This window comes from Dyella sp., assembly GCF_035277725.1.
Classification (GTDB): Bacteria; Pseudomonadota; Gammaproteobacteria; order Xanthomonadales; family Rhodanobacteraceae; genus Dyella_B.
This window is the reverse complement of sequence record NZ_DATEJY010000130.1, coordinates 1-17,252: the sequence shown is the minus strand read 5'-3', so window position 1 is coordinate 17,252 and position 17,252 is coordinate 1. Positions and strand designations below refer to the sequence as shown.

The 17,252-nt window shown below is 62.2% G+C and carries 11 protein-coding genes; 5 read left to right on the top strand and 6 right to left on the bottom strand.

All coding sequences use genetic code 11. The features are described 5' to 3' along the window. Positions 1-438: 438 nt before the first annotated feature. Genes VJR68_RS12285 through VJR68_RS12275 form a run of 3 tightly spaced genes read left to right on the top strand, consistent with a single transcriptional unit; the run spans position 439 to position 6,061 of the window. Positions 439-1,851, top strand: coding sequence for a TolC family protein (locus tag VJR68_RS12285; protein ID WP_324147971.1), 1,413 nt, complete (start codon positions 439-441; stop codon positions 1,849-1,851). Next, positions 1,848-3,008, top strand: a complete 1,161-nt coding sequence (locus VJR68_RS12280) for an efflux RND transporter periplasmic adaptor subunit (protein WP_324147969.1) — start codon at positions 1,848-1,850, stop codon at positions 3,006-3,008. Before VJR68_RS12285 ends, VJR68_RS12280 begins: the two co-directional genes overlap by 4 nt. Then, on the top strand, positions 3,005-6,061 hold the full coding sequence (locus VJR68_RS12275; RefSeq protein ID WP_324147968.1) for an efflux RND transporter permease subunit: 3,057 nt from the start codon (positions 3,005-3,007) through the stop codon (positions 6,059-6,061). Before VJR68_RS12280 ends, VJR68_RS12275 begins: the two co-directional genes overlap by 4 nt. Positions 6,062-6,432: 371 nt before the next feature. Here VJR68_RS12275 and VJR68_RS12270 read toward each other — a convergent pair whose 3' ends face one another. Then, on the bottom strand, positions 6,433-7,629 hold the full coding sequence (locus VJR68_RS12270) for a cation:proton antiporter (RefSeq protein WP_324147966.1): 1,197 nt from the start codon (positions 7,627-7,629) through the stop codon (positions 6,433-6,435). 43 nt (positions 7,630-7,672) lie between these two features. After that, positions 7,673-9,127 carry an MFS transporter gene (locus VJR68_RS12265; protein ID WP_324147965.1) on the bottom strand — a complete coding sequence of 485 codons (1,455 nt, stop codon included), beginning with the start codon at positions 9,125-9,127 and terminating at the stop codon, positions 7,673-7,675. A 149-nt stretch (positions 9,128-9,276) separates the two neighbouring features. On the opposite strand from VJR68_RS12265, the gene ligA reads away from it, so the two are divergent. Both ligA and epmA read left to right on the top strand, forming a co-directional pair. Continuing rightward, positions 9,277-11,664: an NAD-dependent DNA ligase LigA gene (gene ligA, locus VJR68_RS12260; RefSeq protein ID WP_324147963.1), complete on the top strand. Its 2,388-nt coding sequence runs from the start codon at positions 9,277-9,279 to the stop codon at positions 11,662-11,664. Positions 11,665-11,669: 5 nt separating this feature from the next. Continuing rightward, entirely contained in the window at positions 11,670-12,644 is a 975-nt protein-coding gene (gene epmA / locus VJR68_RS12255) for an EF-P lysine aminoacylase EpmA (protein WP_324147961.1), read from the top strand. Positions 12,645-12,881: 237 nt separating this feature from the next. Here the strand turns inward: epmA and VJR68_RS12250 are convergent, their stop codons facing one another. The 4 genes from VJR68_RS12250 to VJR68_RS12235 all read right to left on the bottom strand — a co-directional run. Beyond that, on the bottom strand, positions 12,882-13,889 hold the full coding sequence (locus VJR68_RS12250; protein ID WP_324147959.1) for an NAD(P)H-quinone oxidoreductase: 1,008 nt from the start codon (positions 13,887-13,889) through the stop codon (positions 12,882-12,884). 95 nt (positions 13,890-13,984) lie between these two features. Then, a complete protein-coding gene (locus VJR68_RS12245) occupies positions 13,985-14,686 on the bottom strand; it encodes a pirin family protein (protein ID WP_324147958.1) in 702 nt (233 codons plus the stop codon). A 90-nt stretch (positions 14,687-14,776) separates the two neighbouring features. After that, complete coding sequence (locus VJR68_RS12240; RefSeq protein ID WP_414647777.1) at positions 14,777-16,219, bottom strand: DHA2 family efflux MFS transporter permease subunit; 1,443 nt, start codon at positions 16,217-16,219, stop codon at positions 14,777-14,779. Between the two features lie 264 nt (positions 16,220-16,483). Beyond that, the coding region (locus tag VJR68_RS12235; RefSeq protein WP_324147957.1) for an acetyl-CoA C-acyltransferase at positions 16,484-17,252 on the bottom strand (769 nt) is incomplete at its 5' end.

The following is a 17,252-nucleotide window of genomic DNA, read 5'->3' as shown; positions in this document are numbered from 1 at the left end:
TGGAAAGCGGATGTATCGCGAAATAAAGAAGCCCGTAGCCGACCGCAACCCCTAACTGCAGCAGCCAGTCGTTAGTCCACCAGCGCTTCCCCATGCGTTTTCCCCTGCAAATAGAAATCACAAGTGTGTTGGCGATCGACCCACTATTTCCCGCCAGATTAGCTTAAGGATAAGACAATGTTGGCCGTGAAGTCTGTGTGAGCATGGTCGAGAATCAGCCTGCTGTGCGTCACATTTATGGAGCAAGCTCTGTCATCGGCACAACTTCTTGCGAAGGCCGGTGTTCCGTCAGCCCACCGAAGGGACTCGGGGACCTTATCGGCCGCGGGCCGAAAATCTTGATGGGGCAAAGAAGAAGGTTGGGCTAAGCAAGGGCAAAGTATGGGCTAAGCAAACGCCATTAGCCTTGGATCCGACCCAAGACCTGGAGGCCTGCCGGTGCGGCTGCTTCGTAAGGATTTACCCCATCGCCACGCAACACCTCTCTCGCATGCGCTGCGGCTCGGCTTGGTGGCATGCATTGTCGGCCTGGCGGGTTGCGCCACGTACTCCCCCTTGCCGCTGGGCGAGGGGCAGGGGGCCAAGGACGTATCGCAGCTGTCGGCCGATACGTCGACCATGCCGTTGCCGGCGCTGCGCTCCCATCCGTTCGATCTTTCCCATGGCATGGACGTCACCGACGTGGCGATTCTGGCGGTGGCCAACAGCCCGGACCTTAAGGTCATGCGCGATCAGCTGGGCGTCGCGCGCGCCCAGGCTTTTCAAGCCGGCTTGCTGCCGGACCCGCAGCTCTCGATCAACCAGGAATACCTGACCCACCCGATTCCCGGTTATCGCACTGCATTCGTCTACGGCATCAGCGAGGACATCACCAGTCTGCTGCTGCGCTCTACTCGCAAGGCCGCGGCCAACGCGCAGGCTGACCAGGCCAACCTCGACCTGCTTTGGGCGGAGTGGCAGACCATTGCCCAGGCGCGCCAGCTGTTCAACCAGGTGGTGTCCTTGCGCGAACAGCAACAGCGCCTTGCCGCGGAGCAGGCCGCACTGTTGCCCGTGGATGGCTATGTGCGCAAAGCCATGCAGCAAGGCAATCTCACCTACGATGCAGCCAGCGCCGGCTTGAACGCCTATGCCGATGCCACCAAGCGCCTGTCCGACAGCACCGTACAGTTGCATCAGGCCGAACACGACCTGCGCGTGCTGCTCGGCTTGGCGCCGGATGCCAAGCTGGATTTGATCGGTGAACCCTTCCAGACCTCACCCACCCCCGAGCAAGTGGAGGCCGCGTTGGCCAGCCTGCCGCAACGCCGTCCGGATTTGCTGGCGCTGCAGGCCGGCTATAAATCGCAAGAGGCCACCTTGCGCGGCGCGATCCGTGCGCAGTTCCCCGCGCTGACCTTTGGCGTGGACCGGCAGGGTGACAATTCCGGCATACCTTCGCACGGCATCAACATCGGTATCACGCTGCCGCTGTTCGATCGCAATCGCGGCAACATCGCGATCGAAAAAGCGACGCGGCAGCAACTCAAGGATGACTACGAAAACCGCGTGCTTACCACTCGCAACGACATCAACCAGCTGATGCTGGACCAGGACACGCTCGCCAAACAACGTGAGCAATCGCAAGCCCAGGCCAAGCGTTTGGATGACGCCAGCCGCGCCGCCGAAAACGCCTGGCAAAAAGGCCTGCTCGATTGGCCGACGTATTTGTCCATCCGCGCCAATGCACTCAGCGCAGACATGGACGCCATCGCCGCGCGTGATCAGCAATCGCAGCAGGCCATTGCGCTGGAAGCCCTGCTCGGCAGCACCGATCTTCAACCGCCACCCGCATCCACGGCCAAACTATGAACCGATTTGTCTTGACGCGTGCCGCGCTAGCGGCACTGATGCTTGCTGCACTGGCCGGTTGCGGCAAAGGCGGCGCTGCCGGCGATGACGATGAAGCGCCGGAGGTGAAGGGCACGGTGCTGGTGACCACGGCGTCACCGGTAAGCCAGACCTTCCACGACACCATCCAGGCATGGGGCACGGCAGTAGGCGATCCGCATCGCGCCAGCACTATCAGCCTCGGGCACGGCGGCCAGGTGATCGGTCTGCTGGTGGCCGGTGGGCAATCCGTACAACGTGGTCAACCATTGCTCCGCATCGCGCCGGATCCGGTTGCCCGCAACGCGTACTTGCAAGCGCAAAGCACGCTGGATCTCGCCACCGGCGAACTCAAGCGTACCGAGCAAATGGCCGCGCAACATCTGGCTACGCAATCGCAGGTAGCCACGGCGCGCAAAGCGCTCGACGATGCCAAGGCTGGCGTCGAAGCACAGCGCGCGCTCGGTGGCGGCAGCGCCGAAGAAACTATCAACGCGCCAGCCGACGGCGTGGTGACGGCGCTCAGCGTGAATCTTGGCGATCGCTTCCAGGCTGGCACGGCGCTGTTGAACTTCGCACCTTCCCAGGCATTGATCGCACGCCTTGGTGCGCAGCCGGAAGAAGGCGCGCATCTCAAGCCGGGCATGCCGGTGAACGTGCAGGGCGCCTACGGTTCCAGCGAAACCTTGCATGGACGCCTCGACGTCGTCGGTCATGCGATCGACGCGCAAACGCACCTGCTGCCCTTGCAAGTGAGCCTGCCGCCGGAGGCCGGCAACGTACTGATGGCAGGCTCGGCTGTGCAGGCCAGCATCGATTCCACCAGCTACACCGCATGGGCCTTGCCGCGCGATGCGGTATTGCAGGATGACAAGGGCGCGTATGTGTTCGTCGTCGATCAGGACAAAGCCAAGCGTATCGACGTCAGCTTGAAGCATCCGGATGGCGATACGGTGGGAGTGCAAGGCCCGCTGGACGCCAAGATGCAGGTCATCGTCACGGGCAATTACGAGCTGGACGACGGGGATGCCGTGCGTGAACACGACGAGCCCTCCAAGAATCAGCAGGAATCGGCCAAGGATGGGGACGCGGCCAAAGACAAAGATTCTGCCAAGGACAAGCAGGAGTCAGCCAAGTGAACAATGTCCTGTGGATACAGCGGCATTGGCGCTCGCTGCTTTTCCTGGTGGTCATGTTGGTCGTTGGCGGTATCGGCAGTGCGGTATTCATGCCGGTGGCGATGTTTCCCAACGTGCAATTCCCGCGCATCGTGGTGTCGCTCGATGCGGGCGATCGTCCTGCTGACCAGATGGCGATTGCGGTCACCACGCCGATCGAAACTGCGTTGCGGAGAGTGCCCGGCGTACGCAACATCCGCTCCACCACCAGCCGCGGCAGCGCCGACGTATCGATCAGCTTCGACTGGGGCACGGATATGAGTCGTGCGTTCGGTGACGTCAGCACCGCAGCCAGCCAGGTGCTGCCAGACTTGCCGGCGGGTACGCAGCTCACCACGCGCCGCATGGATCCGAGTTCGTATCCGATGCTGGCCTATAGCTTGCGCTCGCACAGCTTGTCGCCCAGTGCGTTGTACGACCTTGCCCAATATCAATTGCGTCCCTTGCTGAGCAGCATCGCCGGCGTGGCGCGCGTGCAGGTGCAAGGAGGAGAAGTCGCGGAATTCCATGCGGACGTGGACCCGAACCGCTTGCGTGCGCAGGACCTCAGCCTTACCGATGTGGCCACGGCTGTCAGCCACGCAGCCACCATCCAGGCGATGGGGCATGTTTCGGATCACTACAAGCTTTACCTGTTGTTGGCGCAAAACCAACCGAGCACGACGGAAGCGCTGCGCCAGATCGTGGTACGCGCCGATAGCCATGGCGTGGTGCGGTTAGGCGATATCGCTGACATTTCACTCAGCCACGTGCCACAGTGGATTCGCGTGACGGCAGATGGGCAGGACGCGGTGCTGATCCAGGTTCTACAGCAACCGGATGGCAACAGCGTACAGATCGCGCGTGACGTCAAGCAGCGCCTGCAGGATTACGCGCCGCAGATGCCGGCCGGCGTCCAGGTCGCCAACTGGTACGACCAGTCGCAGTTGGTCACCGGCGCAGCCGGCAGCGTGCGCGATGCGATCCTGATCGGCATCGTGCTGGCAGGGTTGGTGCTGTTCCTGTTCTTGCGCAATACGCGCGTGATTTTCGTTGCCATGCTGGTGGTGCCGTCAGTATTGGCGATCACCGCGCTGCTGCTGCATGTGCTGGGCATGAGCTTCAACATGATGACGCTCGGCGGCATGGCGGCGGCAGTGGGCCTGATCATCGACGACGTGATCGTGATGCAGGAGCACATCATGCGCCGGCTGCAGAGCGGCAGCGGCGATGTGGGCGGGCGGATCGGCCGCGCGGCCTGGGAGTTTACGCGTCCGCTGACGGGCTCCAGCGCGGCGACCACGGTGATCTTCTTGCCGCTGGCATTCCTTACCGGCGTCACAGGCGCGTTCTTCAAGGCTTTGTCGCTGACCATGGCCAGCGCGCTGGTGATCTCCTACCTGTTGACCTGGATCGTAGTACCGCTGTTGTCTGAGCGTCTGCTGGACCAGCGTCACATCGTCGATCATTCGGCGGGCCGCTCTTCGCAACGCATCAAGCAGCGTTATGAAAGTACGCTCAAGCGGTGGCTGCAGCGGCCGGTCTGGATTTTGGCGCTGGTGCTGCCCTTGATCGCCATTGGCGCGTTGGCATTCAGCCAGGTCGGTACCGGGTTCATGCCCGCCATGGACGAAGGCGGCTTTACCTTGGACTACGTCTCCAAGCCGGGCACCTCGCTGGAAGAAACGGGACGCCTGCTCAATCAGGTCGAAGCGATCATCCGCGCCAACCCTTACGTGGATACGTATTCACGCCGCACCGGTCTGCAGCTGGGTGATGCGCTGACGGAGGCCAATACGGGCGATATCTTCGTTCGTTTGAAGAACGGCTCGCGCCCATCTACCGAGGAGGTCATGAATGACATTCGCCAGGAGGTGCAACAGAAAGTGCCTGGCCTCGATGTGGATGTGTCGCAGCTGATGGAAGACATGATCGGCGACCTGGTGTCCGTGCCGCAGCCGATCGAAATCCAGCTGTACAGCGACAACGCCGACGAGCTCAACGCTACCGCGCAGAGAGTCGCCGATGCGCTCGGCAAGATCAGTGGCGTCAACGGCGTATTGAATGGCATCAATCCGGCCGGCGATGCCGTGGTCATGACAGTCGATCCGGCCAGGGCGGCCTTGCAAGGGCTCGATCCCCAGGCGGTGACCGATCAGGTCAACGCGGCGATCGACGGTACTGTCGCGACCCAGCTGCCTACGGCGGGCAAGATGGTAGGTGTACGTGTACGTTTGCAGACCTCTGCGTACAAGCGGCTGGAGCAAATATCGGCGTTGCCCATCCGGGCCGCGGACGGCCATCTATTGCCGCTGTCGCAGATTGCAAAGCTGGAGATCGCGCAGGGCCAGCCGGAAATCACGCGCAACGATCTGAAGCGCATGGTGGCGGTCACGGGGCGCATCAGCGGGCGCAGCATGGGCTCGGTGATCGCCGATGTAAAAGCCATGCTGGCCAAGCCAGGCATGTTGCCCAAGAGCATGTATTACCAGCTCGGCGGCTTGTACCAGCAGCAGCAGGAAGCCTTTAAGGGCCTGACCGTGGTGCTGCTCGCCGCCATCGCGCTGGTGTTTACGCTGCTGTTGTTCCTCTATGAAAGCTTCCGCGCGGCGTTGGTGATCATGTTGATGCCTTTGCTCGCCATCGGCGCCGTATTCATCGGTTTGTGGGTTACCGGCATCGAGCTCAACATCTCCGCGATGATGGGCATGACCATGATCGTAGGCATTGTGACGGAAGTGGCGATCTTCTATTTCTCCGAATTGGAGGAGGTTGCTGGCGACATGCCGCTGCATGAAGCCTTGCTGGAAGCAGCACGGCATCGCATGCGCCCGATCCTGATGTCGACCATGGCGGCGATTCTCACGTTGTTGCCACTTGCGTTGGCGTTGGGTTCCGGTTCGCAGATGCAGCAGCCGTTGGCGGTGGCGATTATCGCGGGCCTGCTGGTGCAGGTGCCGTTGGTGTTGCTGGTGATGCCGGTGTTGTATGCCGTGCTGATGCGTTCGCGAAAGACTGCGATGCAGGTGGGGTGAGCGGAACGCGAACCCCAACACCCCGCAGGCTTGCGGGCCATGTTGGGGTTCGGCTATGCCTCGCCCCAACCTACGCAAAAGCAGGCCTGCAAAATAAACACCATCGGACGAGTTGTCGTTGTCTCCGTAGATTCCTTCTTCTTATGCATGCCGATTTCCGCAATCGTGCATCAAGCCATTGAGCGCCGTTCGTAAGCCCGTGATAGCTACTCGCCATGGAGATGCCTTTATCACCGCGTACGAGGAAGGGAGTTTCCTTTACCTGCTGATTGCCGCAGACAAGACGTAGCGAAAGAGCACCTGGTTGCCGCGTAGGCTGGGATGACCATCCCAGCTTCTGCGGCTTCCTGATGCTGGGATTTCATCCCAGCCTACGTGATTGCTTCCGCTGTCGCCGTTTTCGCTGCGCGCTTCAACAACCACGCGAGAATCGGCGGCGTCACCATCGCGGTCAGCAGCGACATCGCCACGATGATGGCGTACATCTGGTCACTGAACACACCCGCGGCAAGCCCAAGGCTGGCGATCACCACGCCCACTTCGCCGCGCGGCACCATGCCGAAGCCGACGATGGTGGCACCCATGCGCCCTAGCGAGAGCGCACCCAGGAAGCCGCCCAGCAGCTTCGAGATGATGGCGATGACGGTAACCACCAGCAGCGCAATCAAGGCGTCGGCATTGGCAAGCTGATGCAGATCGATCTTGCTGCCGGTCAGCACGAAGAAGAATGGCGTGAGCAGGGCGAGCAACGGCTGGATCTGGTGCTCCAGCGTATGCTGCTGGCGCGTTTCGGACGCGATCATGCCGGCCAGGAACGCGCCGATGATGGCCGCCAATCCAAACAGGGTGGACATATAGGCCAATCCCAGGCACAACGCCAAGACGATCAGCAACGGCGAGTAGGTGCTATGCGGCTTTTCCAGCCAGGTGGAATTCCAGCGCATCACGCGCGTACCGCCCCAGCCGATCACGGCGATAAAGCCGATCGCACCGCCCAGCACGATCACCAGGTGCATGGGGTCGAAACCCTTGCCGCCTTGCAACGACACCACCACGCCCAGCAGCAGCATGGCCAGGATGTCGTCGATCACCGCAGCGCCCAGAATCACCTTGCTTTCCACCCGCTGCAGCACGCCAAGTTCCTGCAGCACGCGTGCGGTGATGCCGGCCGAGGTAGCTACGAACGCGGCGGCGACAAACAGCGACTTGCCCCAATCGAAACCGCTGGCATGCGCCCAAAAGCCGCCCATGCCGAACGGCAGCAGCACGCCGAGCACGCCCACCAGGAAGGCGGATTTGCCGACTTTCTTCAGATCTTCCAGCCGCGTTTCAATGCCCACCGCGAACAGCAGCAGCACGACGCCGATTTCAGCCAATACATCCAGTGGTGTGCCGGGTGCGATCTGCTCGGGCGTGATCCAACCCAGCACCGATGGCCCAATGACGCAACCCGCGGCGATTTCACCGACGACGCCGGGCAGCTTCAGACGCTGCGCGATTTCCGCGCCGATTTGCGCGGCGACGAATACGACGAACAACGTAAAGAGTATTTCGTTGGCATGGTGCATGGTCGGCATCCTTCGATCATGAGCATCCCGCCATGCTACTGGCTCAAGGCGTAGAAGACACGCGCTGGCCTGTAGGCGGAGTCTTGTCCAGTCGAGCAAAGACGCGACTTGCTACGGCAGTGATGACCGCCAGCACCAGCATCGTCCAGCGGAAAGCCACCACATAGGCCGCGCTGTCCTGGCCGTGCAGCAGTGTTTGCATCAAGATCGTCGCCAGCGCAATGCCGAAACTCATCGACAGATATTGCGTGGTGGACGCCATCGATGAAGCCATTGACGCGTGCTTCACATCCAGGTCGGTGTAGATCAGCGTGTTCATCACGGTGTACTGCATGCCCATGAAGCCGCCATAGACGAACACCAGCAAGGTGATCAGCGCGATCGGCGTGTGCGGCCCAAGCAGTGCGAACATCGCCAGCAAGGCCGCTACGATGAGCGTGTTGCCGAACAACAAACGACGGTATCCCAAACGGACCAGCGTGCGGTTGACCAGCCATTTGCAGCAGATCGATCCCAACGCCTGCGGCACCATCATCAGGCCCGCCGCCAACGGCGACCAGCCGCAGCCGACCTGCAGGAACAACACGATCAGCAGGAACATGCCGCTCACACCCAGCCGCGTGAGCAGGTTGCCCGACAACGCCACCCATACGCTGCGCACGCGCAACAAGGTGAGGTCCGCCACCGGGTGTTTGGTGCGATGGCTGTGCCAGACGTAGGACGCGCCGAAGGCGATGGCGAGCACTATCAGCAGGCCCATCTGGCCCCAGCGCACGGTGGTGTCCGCGGCGAATTCCGAAGCGGTCAACAGCAGGGCGGAGGAGGCGGCGAACAGCATGAAGCCGAACAGGTCGAAACGGTGGGCCGTTTCCAGCCGGTACTCGGGCATTTCGCGGTAGTTGAGCCACACACCTACGATGCCCACCGGCACATTGATCAGAAAGATCAAACGCCAGTTGGCATATTCCACCAGCGCACCGCCCAGTAGAGGGCCAAGCACCGAGCCGAGCAGGCCAAAAGTGGAAACTGTGCTCATCACCTGCACGAAGTCACGCTTGTCGATCGTGCGCACCAGAATGTAGCGGCCGACCGGCATCAGCGCCGCGCCGCCGATACCTTGCAGCACGCGCGCCATCACCAACTCCTGCAAGGTCTGGGAAAGGCCGCAAAGCAACGAGCCGATGGCGAACACGCTGATGGCCGCGCCGAACACGCGGCGCGTACCGAAGCGGTCACACAGCCAAGGCGTGGCCGGAATGAGAATGGCCAGGGTGAGCACGTAGCTGGTCAGCGCGCTGCGCATGTTCAGCGGCGTTTCGTGCAAGGCCGTGGCAACAGCCGGCACCGCCGTGTTGACGATGGTGGAATCCAGCGATTGCATGAAGAACGACGCCGCCACCAGCCAGATCAGGCCGCTGTAGCGTTCGCGTGAGGGGAGGGTTGCAAGGTCGTCCGCCGTGGCTGCGGTAGCTGAGGAAGCGGCGGGGGAAGAGGGCATGAGCGCTATGATACCTGCTATGGCAGTTATCAGGATTAAAGAACACCTACCCGCGTAACGCGATATTGGGGTTCGCGTTTGCTCAGCCCAACCTACGAGGCCGGTTGGCCGGAGAGGGAATAACCACATCGAATCGTTACACTTTGCACATGAGCAAACCGTCAGCAGCCCCCTTGCCCGCCGAACGCGCCGAAGATCTGCGCAAGCAGCTCGAGCACGCCAACTACCGCTACCACGTACTGGACGATCCGGAGATCACCGACGCCGAGTACGACCGCCTGCTGCGCGAATTGGAAGCACTGGAAGCCGAGCACCCGCAACTTGCTGCGCCCGACTCGCCCACCCGCCGCGTCGGCGGCCGTGCGACTGGCGGTTTTGCCGAAGTGCGGCATGCCTTGCCGATGTTGTCGTTGAGCAACGCCTTCGAGCAGGAAGGCGGCAACGATCGCGAGCGTTATCGCGAAGTGGCCGAATTCGAGCGCCGCATCGAGCAGACGCTCGGGCGCAGCAACCCGGTGTTTTCGGTGGAGCCGAAGCTGGATGGCTTGGCGATCAGCCTGCGCTATGAAGACGGCGTGTTCGTGCAGGGCGCTACACGTGGCGACGGCGAAACAGGCGAGGATGTCACCGCCAATTTGCGCACCGTGCGTTCCATCCCGCTGCGCCTGCGCGGCAGCGATTGGCCGCGCGTGCTGGAAGTGCGGGGCGAAGTGATCATGCTGCGCAAAGATTTCGAAGCTTTCAACGCTCACGCGCGCGAGCATGGCGAACGCCCGCTGGCCAATCCCCGCAATGGCGCTGCCGGTTCGCTGCGGCAGTTGGACCCGGCGATTACCGCCAGGCGCAAGCTCAGCTTCTTCGCATATGCCGTCGGCGTGGTGGAGGGCGTGGAGCTGCCGCCGACGCATTCCAAAACCTTGGAGAAGCTGCGCGAGTGGGGCTTTCCGGTATCGCCGGAGGTAAGTACGGCCAAGGGTTTCGACGGCCTGCTTGCTTACTTCCATCGCATCGGCGCCAAGCGTGACGAGCTGCCGTATGACATCGACGGCGTGGTGTACAAGCTGGACGATTACGCCGGCCAGCGCGACATGGGCTTCGTCTCGCGCGCGCCGCGCTGGGCGATTGCGCACAAGTTTCCCGCCCAGGAACAGAGCACGACGGTGGAAGCGATCGAGATCCAGATCGGCCGCACCGGCGCCGCCACGCCGGTGGCGCGTCTTACGCCGGTGCAGGTGGCGGGCGTCACCGTCACCAACGCCACGCTGCACAACGCCGATCAAGTGGCGCGATTGGATGTACGTATCGGCGATACCGTCATCGTGCGCCGCGCGGGTGACGTCATTCCGGAAGTGGTGCGCGTGATTCCTGATCGCCGTCCGCCGAAAACGCATCCCTGGCATATGCCTACGCATTGCCCGGTATGCCATTCCGCCCTGGTGCGCGAAGAAGGTGAAGCGGCATGGCGCTGTTCGGGCGGATTGGTCTGCGCTGCGCAGCGCAAAGAAGCGTTGATTCACTTCGCTTCGCGCCGTGCGATGGATATCGAAGGCATCGGCGAACGTTTCGTCGATGCGCTGGTGGACTTTGGCTACGTGCATACGCCGGCTGATCTGTACAAGCTCACGCTCGAGGATTTCCTGGAGATGAAGCGCCGCGCCGATGAGCGCGACGGCACCACGCCGGAAACCGTCAAGTCCGGCAAGATCGCGACCAAGTGGGCCGAGAATCTGATCGAAGGGATCGAAGCCAGCAAAAAGACCACGCTGGCGCGTTTTCTCTACGCGCTGGGCATCGTGCATATCGGTGAAAGCACCGCCAAAACCTTGGCCACGTGGCTGGGTCGGCTCGAATGGGTGCGCAGCATGCCGGCACCGATCCTGCGCGAACTGCCGGATATCGGTGCCGAAGTGGCCGGCTCCATCGAGGCGTTCTTCAAGCAGAAGGGTAATCGCGACGTCGTCGATGCATTGCTGAAAGCCGGTGTAACGCTGAGCGATGAAACCGATCCTTCGCCGCGCTTGCAACAAAAACTCGGCTTGGCGGTATTGCTGGAAGACGCGGGCGTCAACGGCCTCGGCCATCGCAATGCCGATATGCTGGCGTCGCATTTTCCCTCTATTGCCAAATTGCATGGCGGCGGGGCAACGCACTGGATCACCGCGGGCTTGTCGCAGAATGCCGCTGCCAATCTCGACGAATACCTTGCCGATCCCCATCGCCTTGCCGCTTTGCAGGAGGCGGAAGCCGCCATGCATCGGCTGCTTGCTGCCATTCCCAAACATGCCAAGGTGGAAACCTTGCCGTTGACGGGCCAGACCGCCGTGCTCACTGGCACGCTGTCCAGCATGGGGCGCGACGAAGCCAAGGAAAAGCTGGAAGCGCTCGGTGCGAAAGTGTCCGGCAGCGTGTCGAAGAAAACCAACTTCGTCGTGGCGGGTGAGGCGGCCGGATCCAAACTCGACAAGGCGCAAGAGCTGGGCGTGGATGTGTGGGATGAAGCGCAGTTGCTGGCGCTGTTCAAGCAGCACGGAGCCTGATCACGATGGATGCCACGATCAACAACGTCGCACCGTTTCGCCAGCGCCTGCAGGGCCGCGCCAAACTGTATGCCGTGATCCGCACGTTCTTTGCCGATCGCGGCGTGCTGGAAGTGGAAACACCGATTCTGTCCGCCGCCGGCAATACCGATCCGAATATCGAAAGCTTCCACGCGCCGTTCCACGGGCATGTCGATGCGGGTTCGCGCGAGCGCTGGTTGCGCACGTCGCCGGAATATCCGCTAAAGCGCCTGCTCGCCGATGGTGTTGGCGATTGCTATGAACTTGGGCGAGTGTTCCGCAACGGCGAAGCCGGGGAGCGGCACAACCCCGAGTTCACCATGTTGGAGTGGTATCGCGTTGGCTGGACGCATCGGCAATTGATGGAAGAAACCATTGCGCTGGTGGAAGCCGCGCTTGCACTGGTGGGCCGCCGCGCTGAAGTATTGATCGAAGGATATCGGCAGCTCTTTCTCGACGAACTTGGGCTGGACCCGCTGCATGCCGAGATCGATGCGCTGCGTGCACCGCTGGCTCCCTACAACATCAACCCGGATGGGCTAACGCGCGACGACTGGCTGGATCTCTTGATCACGCACAAGCTGCAGCCGGCGTTTCCGCGCGATCGCATTACCGTGATCCACGACTATCCCGCGAGCCAAAGTGCGCTGGCGCGTATTCGCCCCGGCGATCCGCCGCTGGCGGAGCGTTTCGAGCTTTACCTTGGGCCTTACGAGCTGGCCAACGGCTACCACGAGCTCAATGATGCGGCGGAACAGCGCTCGCGGTTCGAACGCGACAATGCACGTCGCCGCGAACGTGGTTTGCGCGAAATGCCCATCGACGAACAGTTGCTGGCGGTGTTAGGACGCATGCCTGATTGTGCCGGCGTCGCGATGGGCATCGAGCGATTGCTGATGTGCATGGCGGGCACGGACAAGATCGCCGACGTGCTCGCGTTTCCCTTTTCGAAAGCGTAGACGACGTTCGCGTAGGCTGGGATGCAATCCCAGCACTGCCATGCATGGTGATGCTGGGATTGCGTCCCAGCTTACGCGCCTCCTCATGGTCGTCATTCCCGCGAAAGCGAATCCATGTTGCCTGAATGCCCAAGCGAAGATGGATGATGCGCTTCGCTTACCCCTTCGGGGCCGTCCTTCGGACGTTCTCCGCGCGGCGCACTACATCCCACCTTTGCGGAAATGACGGCATAAGACTCACCAACGCAACAGAATCTTCCCGATATGCGTACTGCTTTCCATCAGCGCATGCGCACGCGCAGCCTCGTGCGCCGGAAACACTTCATGGATCACCGGGCGCAGGCGCTTTTCCGCAAACAACGGCCACACCTGCTCGTGTAACGCTTTCGCAATAGCCGATTTGAACGCCACCGATCGCGCACGAAGCGTGGAGCCAGTGACGTGCAGACGCCGCCGCATCAATATGCCAACGTCAATGGTCGCCTTCATGCCGCCGAGCGTGGCGATGATGACCAGCCGGCCATCATCGGCCAAGGTATCCAGTTCGCGCGATACGTAATCGCCGGCGACCATATCCAGCACGACGTCGACGCCGCGGCCATCGGTTTCGCGTTTGACGCGCTCGACGAAGTTCTCGCTGCGGTAGTTGATGGCGCGTGCACCGAGCGATTCGCAAGCACGGCATTTTTCATCGCTGCCCGCCGTGGCAAACACTGGATGACCCAAGGCATGCGCAAGCTGGATCGCCGTGACGCCGATACCGCTGGAACCACCTTGCACCAGCAGGCTTTCTTTTGAACCACCCTCACGCAGGCCCAGCCTGCCGCGATCGAAAACATTGCTCCATACCGTGAAGTAATTTTCCGGCAGCGACGCGGCTTCCAGCACACTGATGCCGGACGGCACCGGCAAGCACTGGCCCAGCGGTGCGACGGCGTATTGCGCGTAGCCGCCGCCGGCCAGCAAGGCGCACACGCTATCGCCACGCTTGAGCCCGAGCGGATTGCTGCCGCTGAAATCGCCTTCCACTACTTCGCCGGCCACCTCCAACCCAGGCAGATCGGAAGCGCCGGGCGGCGGTGCGTAATGTCCTTGCCGTTGGAACACGTCCGGACGATTGACGCCCGAGGCCGCGACTTTGATCAGCACCTCGCCAGCGCCTGGCCGCGGCATAGCGCGCTCGACGGGCTGCAGGACCTCGGGGCCACCGAAATGCGCAATCTGGATCGCTTGCATGGTGGTCATCGGTGAAACTCCTGAGGTGTGCTTGTGTTGCGTACGCTGGGATGTGATCCCAGCGTCCTTGCAACCCGTCATGCTGGGACGTCATCCCAGCCTGCTTAGGGGCTTGAATCGACCAGGATCAGTTCCGCGTCGTCCAATGCTTTCACTTCCAGCGTCGTTTCATCACGAATGGCGACGCCATCGCGGGCATCGATGCGCACTCCGTTGATTTCTACTGCGCCCTTGGCCGGCACAAGATAGGCGTAGCGTTGTTTGTCCAACGTGTACTGCGCTGTTTCACCCGCTTTCAGTGTGGCGCCGAGTACGCGGGCGTTGGTGCGCAAGGGCAGGGCGTCCGTATCGCCTTCCATGCCGCTGGCGAGGGCCACGAAGCGCCCGGAACGCTCACCCACCGGGAACGGCTTCGTGCCCCACGAAGGCGCGCGGCCGCGTTCGTCCGGAATGATCCAGATCTGGAAGATGCGCGTGGTGTCGGATTCCAGGTTGTACTCGCTGTGCGTGATGCCGCTGCCTGCGCTCATCACCTGCACGTCGCCGGCCACGGTGCGGCCCTGGTTGCCCAGGTTGTCGCGATGCGTGATGGCGCCTTCGCGCACGTAGGTGATGATTTCCATATCCGCATGCGGGTGCGGCGGAAAGCCGGTTTGCGAGGCGATGCTATCGTCGTTCCACACGCGCAATGCGCCCCAGCCCATGCGCTTGCTGTCGTTGTAGCCGGCGAACGAAAAGTGATGCTTGGCCTTGAGCCAGCCGTGATCAGCACCGCCAAGGCTGTTGAAGGGACGACGTTCGATCATGGGACACCTCGCTGTTTCGGATGGCGCGCAAGATAAGGCTGGTCATCGCGATAGGAAACGCTCGCCAGGGAAACAGTGTGTGTCGTTGAATCAGCGTTGGCGATGCCCACTCATTTCATGGCCCGCATCCGGCGCAAAGGCGCGGTGCCAATAAGTGGAGCTGAGCGAAATCACGGTGACCGCCAGAAACGCCACGGAGAAGTTCAGGCGGCTCGGTTCGGTGTTGTGGCTGGCGGCCATGGCGAGCTTGAGGATCAGCGCGCCACAGCACACACCTACCGACAGCATCAGCTGCTGCAGGGTGGAATAGAAACTGTTTGCCGCGCTCATACGATCGGTTGGCACTGCTTCATAGGCAATGGTGTTGTAGGCGGTGAACTGCACCGACATGATCACGCCGCAGCACACCAGCAAGCCGAACATCAGCCAGAACGGCCAATCTGCCCGGAATAACGCGCAGACGGCGTAGCTCAAACCGGCGAGTACGCCGTTATAGACCATCACACGGCGAAAACCGATCCAGCGCAGCAGGCGGGTGGTGAGGACGCGGGCGAGCAGCGCGCCGACGGAAATGGCCAGGATCAACTGACCGCTGCGCAGCGCCGAGAAACCGAGCCCGATCTGCAGCAGCAGCGGCAGCAGGAACGGCTGTGCGCCTTGGGTGATGCGCATCAGCGCGCCGGAAATCACCGACAGCCGGAACGAGTCGATGCGCAGCAGCGTGAGGTCTACCGCGGGATGCTCGCGGCGCTTGGCATGCTTGACGTAAGCCAGGCATGCGGCCGTGCCGATGGCCACGAGCATCACGCCATTGCGCGCGCTGGTGTTCTCGCCAAACAGCTCCAGGCCAAACAGCAGGCAGCCCAAGCCGACGCTGCAAAGTGCAAAACCCAGCCAGTCGAACGGTGCCGGACGGGCTCCGCAATGCACCTCCGGCACGTAGCGCCGAACCAGCCAGTAACCCAACACGCCGATTGGTACATTGATGTAGAAGATCCAGCGCCAATCGAAGTACTGGACGATGAAGCCACCCAGCGGCGGCCCGGCCATGGTGCCGAGCACGGCTGGAATCAGCGTCCACATCATGGAAGACACCAGATGCTTGCGCTCCACTGTGCGCAGGATCACCAGCCGTCCCACCGGCCCCATCATCGCGCCACCCGTGCCTTGCACCAGCCGCGCGGCCACCATCATCGGCAGGCTATGGGTGAGCGAACACAGGATCGAGCCGATGATGAACACCACCATCGCGCTGTTGAACACGCGCTTGGCGCCGAAGCGGTCGGCAATGGCGCCGCTCACCGGAATGAGAATCGCCAGCGCAAGCAGATAACTGGTAATCGCCACGCTCATGGCCGGGGCGGAAACGCCGAAGTCGCGTGCCATGGTGGGCAGGGCGGTGGCGAGCACCGTACCGTCGACTTGTTCCAGGAAGATCGCGCAGCCGACGATCAGGGAAATGACGCGGTAGTCGGGATAGGCCGGCTGATCGGTGGCCGGCAAGTCCAGCTTTTCCTCTGTCAACGCGCTCACGAACGGTTCCTGCAGCGAGCGCAGCGGGTCTACGCCTGGTGGCGAGGATGTCGGAAGCGCTCAGGACGCGGGCGCATCGGGGTGTGCGCCGCAACGTGTCGCATTATTCGCTTGGCTGGCGATGAGGACAAGCGTTCGAAAAAATTTCCCTATCCCAATAGTCATGAAGCTCGTAGGTTGGGGTGCGAACCCCAACATGGCGTGGTGATCGGCATGGCGATGTTGGGGTTCGCACCTCAACCTACGAGGGTCTGATGACGATGATCAGACCGCTTCGAACACGCCTGCAGCGCCCATGCCGGTGCCGATGCACATGGTGACCATGCCGTACTTCTGTTTGCGGCGGCGCAGGCCGTGCACAAGTGTGGCGGTGCGCACAGCACCGGTGGCACCGAGCGGATGGCCAAGCGCAATGGCGCCGCCGAGCGGGTTCACTTTGGCCTGGTCCAGGCCCAAATCGCCGATCACCGCCAGCGCCTGCGCGGCGAAGGCTTCGTTCAGTTCGATCCAGTCGAGTTGATCCTGCTTGATGCCGGTCTGCTTGAGCGCTTTCGGAATCGCTTCCTTCGGGCCAATGCCCATGATCTCCGGGCGCACGCCAGCCACCGAGTAGCCGACGAAGCGGGCGAGGGGCGTGAGGCCGTAGTCCTTGATCGCCTGCTCGCTGGCCAGCAGCACGGCGGCCGCGCCATCCGACGTCTGTGAGGAATTGCCGGCTGTCACACTGCCGCCGAACTGGCCGTTGCGGAATACCGTCTTCAGCTTGGCCAGTACCTCCGGCGTGCTGCCGGCGCGCGGGCCTTCGTCGGTGTCGATCACGCGGCTGTCGGTCTTGATACCGCGGGTGGCGAGATCGGGGTAGTGATCGTCGAGTTGGAACGGCGTGATCTCGTCCTTGAACTCGCCGGCCTTGATCGCCGCCAGGGCGCGGTCATGGCTCTGCGCGGCGAAGGCATCCTGCGCCTCGCGCGACACCTTCCATTGCTTGGCGACATTTTCGGCGGTAATGCCCATGCCGTAGGCAATGCCGACG

Bases quoted from the DNA above. Each gene is read 5' to 3' on its own strand.
- VJR68_RS12280 (WP_324147969.1), top strand. From the start codon at position 1,848: ATGAACCGATTTGTCTTGACGCGTGCCGCGCTAGCGGCACTGATGCTT.
- VJR68_RS12270 (WP_324147966.1), bottom strand. From the start codon at position 7,629: ATGCACCATGCCAACGAAATACTCTTTACGTTGTTCGTCGTATTCGTC.
- VJR68_RS12265 (WP_324147965.1), bottom strand. From the start codon at position 9,127: ATGCCCTCTTCCCCCGCCGCTTCCTCAGCTACCGCAGCCACGGCGGAC.
- ligA (WP_324147963.1), top strand. From the start codon at position 9,277: ATGAGCAAACCGTCAGCAGCCCCCTTGCCCGCCGAACGCGCCGAAGAT.
- epmA (WP_324147961.1), top strand. From the start codon at position 11,670: ATGGATGCCACGATCAACAACGTCGCACCGTTTCGCCAGCGCCTGCAG.
- VJR68_RS12250 (WP_324147959.1), bottom strand. From the start codon at position 13,889: ATGACCACCATGCAAGCGATCCAGATTGCGCATTTCGGTGGCCCCGAG.
- VJR68_RS12245 (WP_324147958.1), bottom strand. From the start codon at position 14,686: ATGATCGAACGTCGTCCCTTCAACAGCCTTGGCGGTGCTGATCACGGC.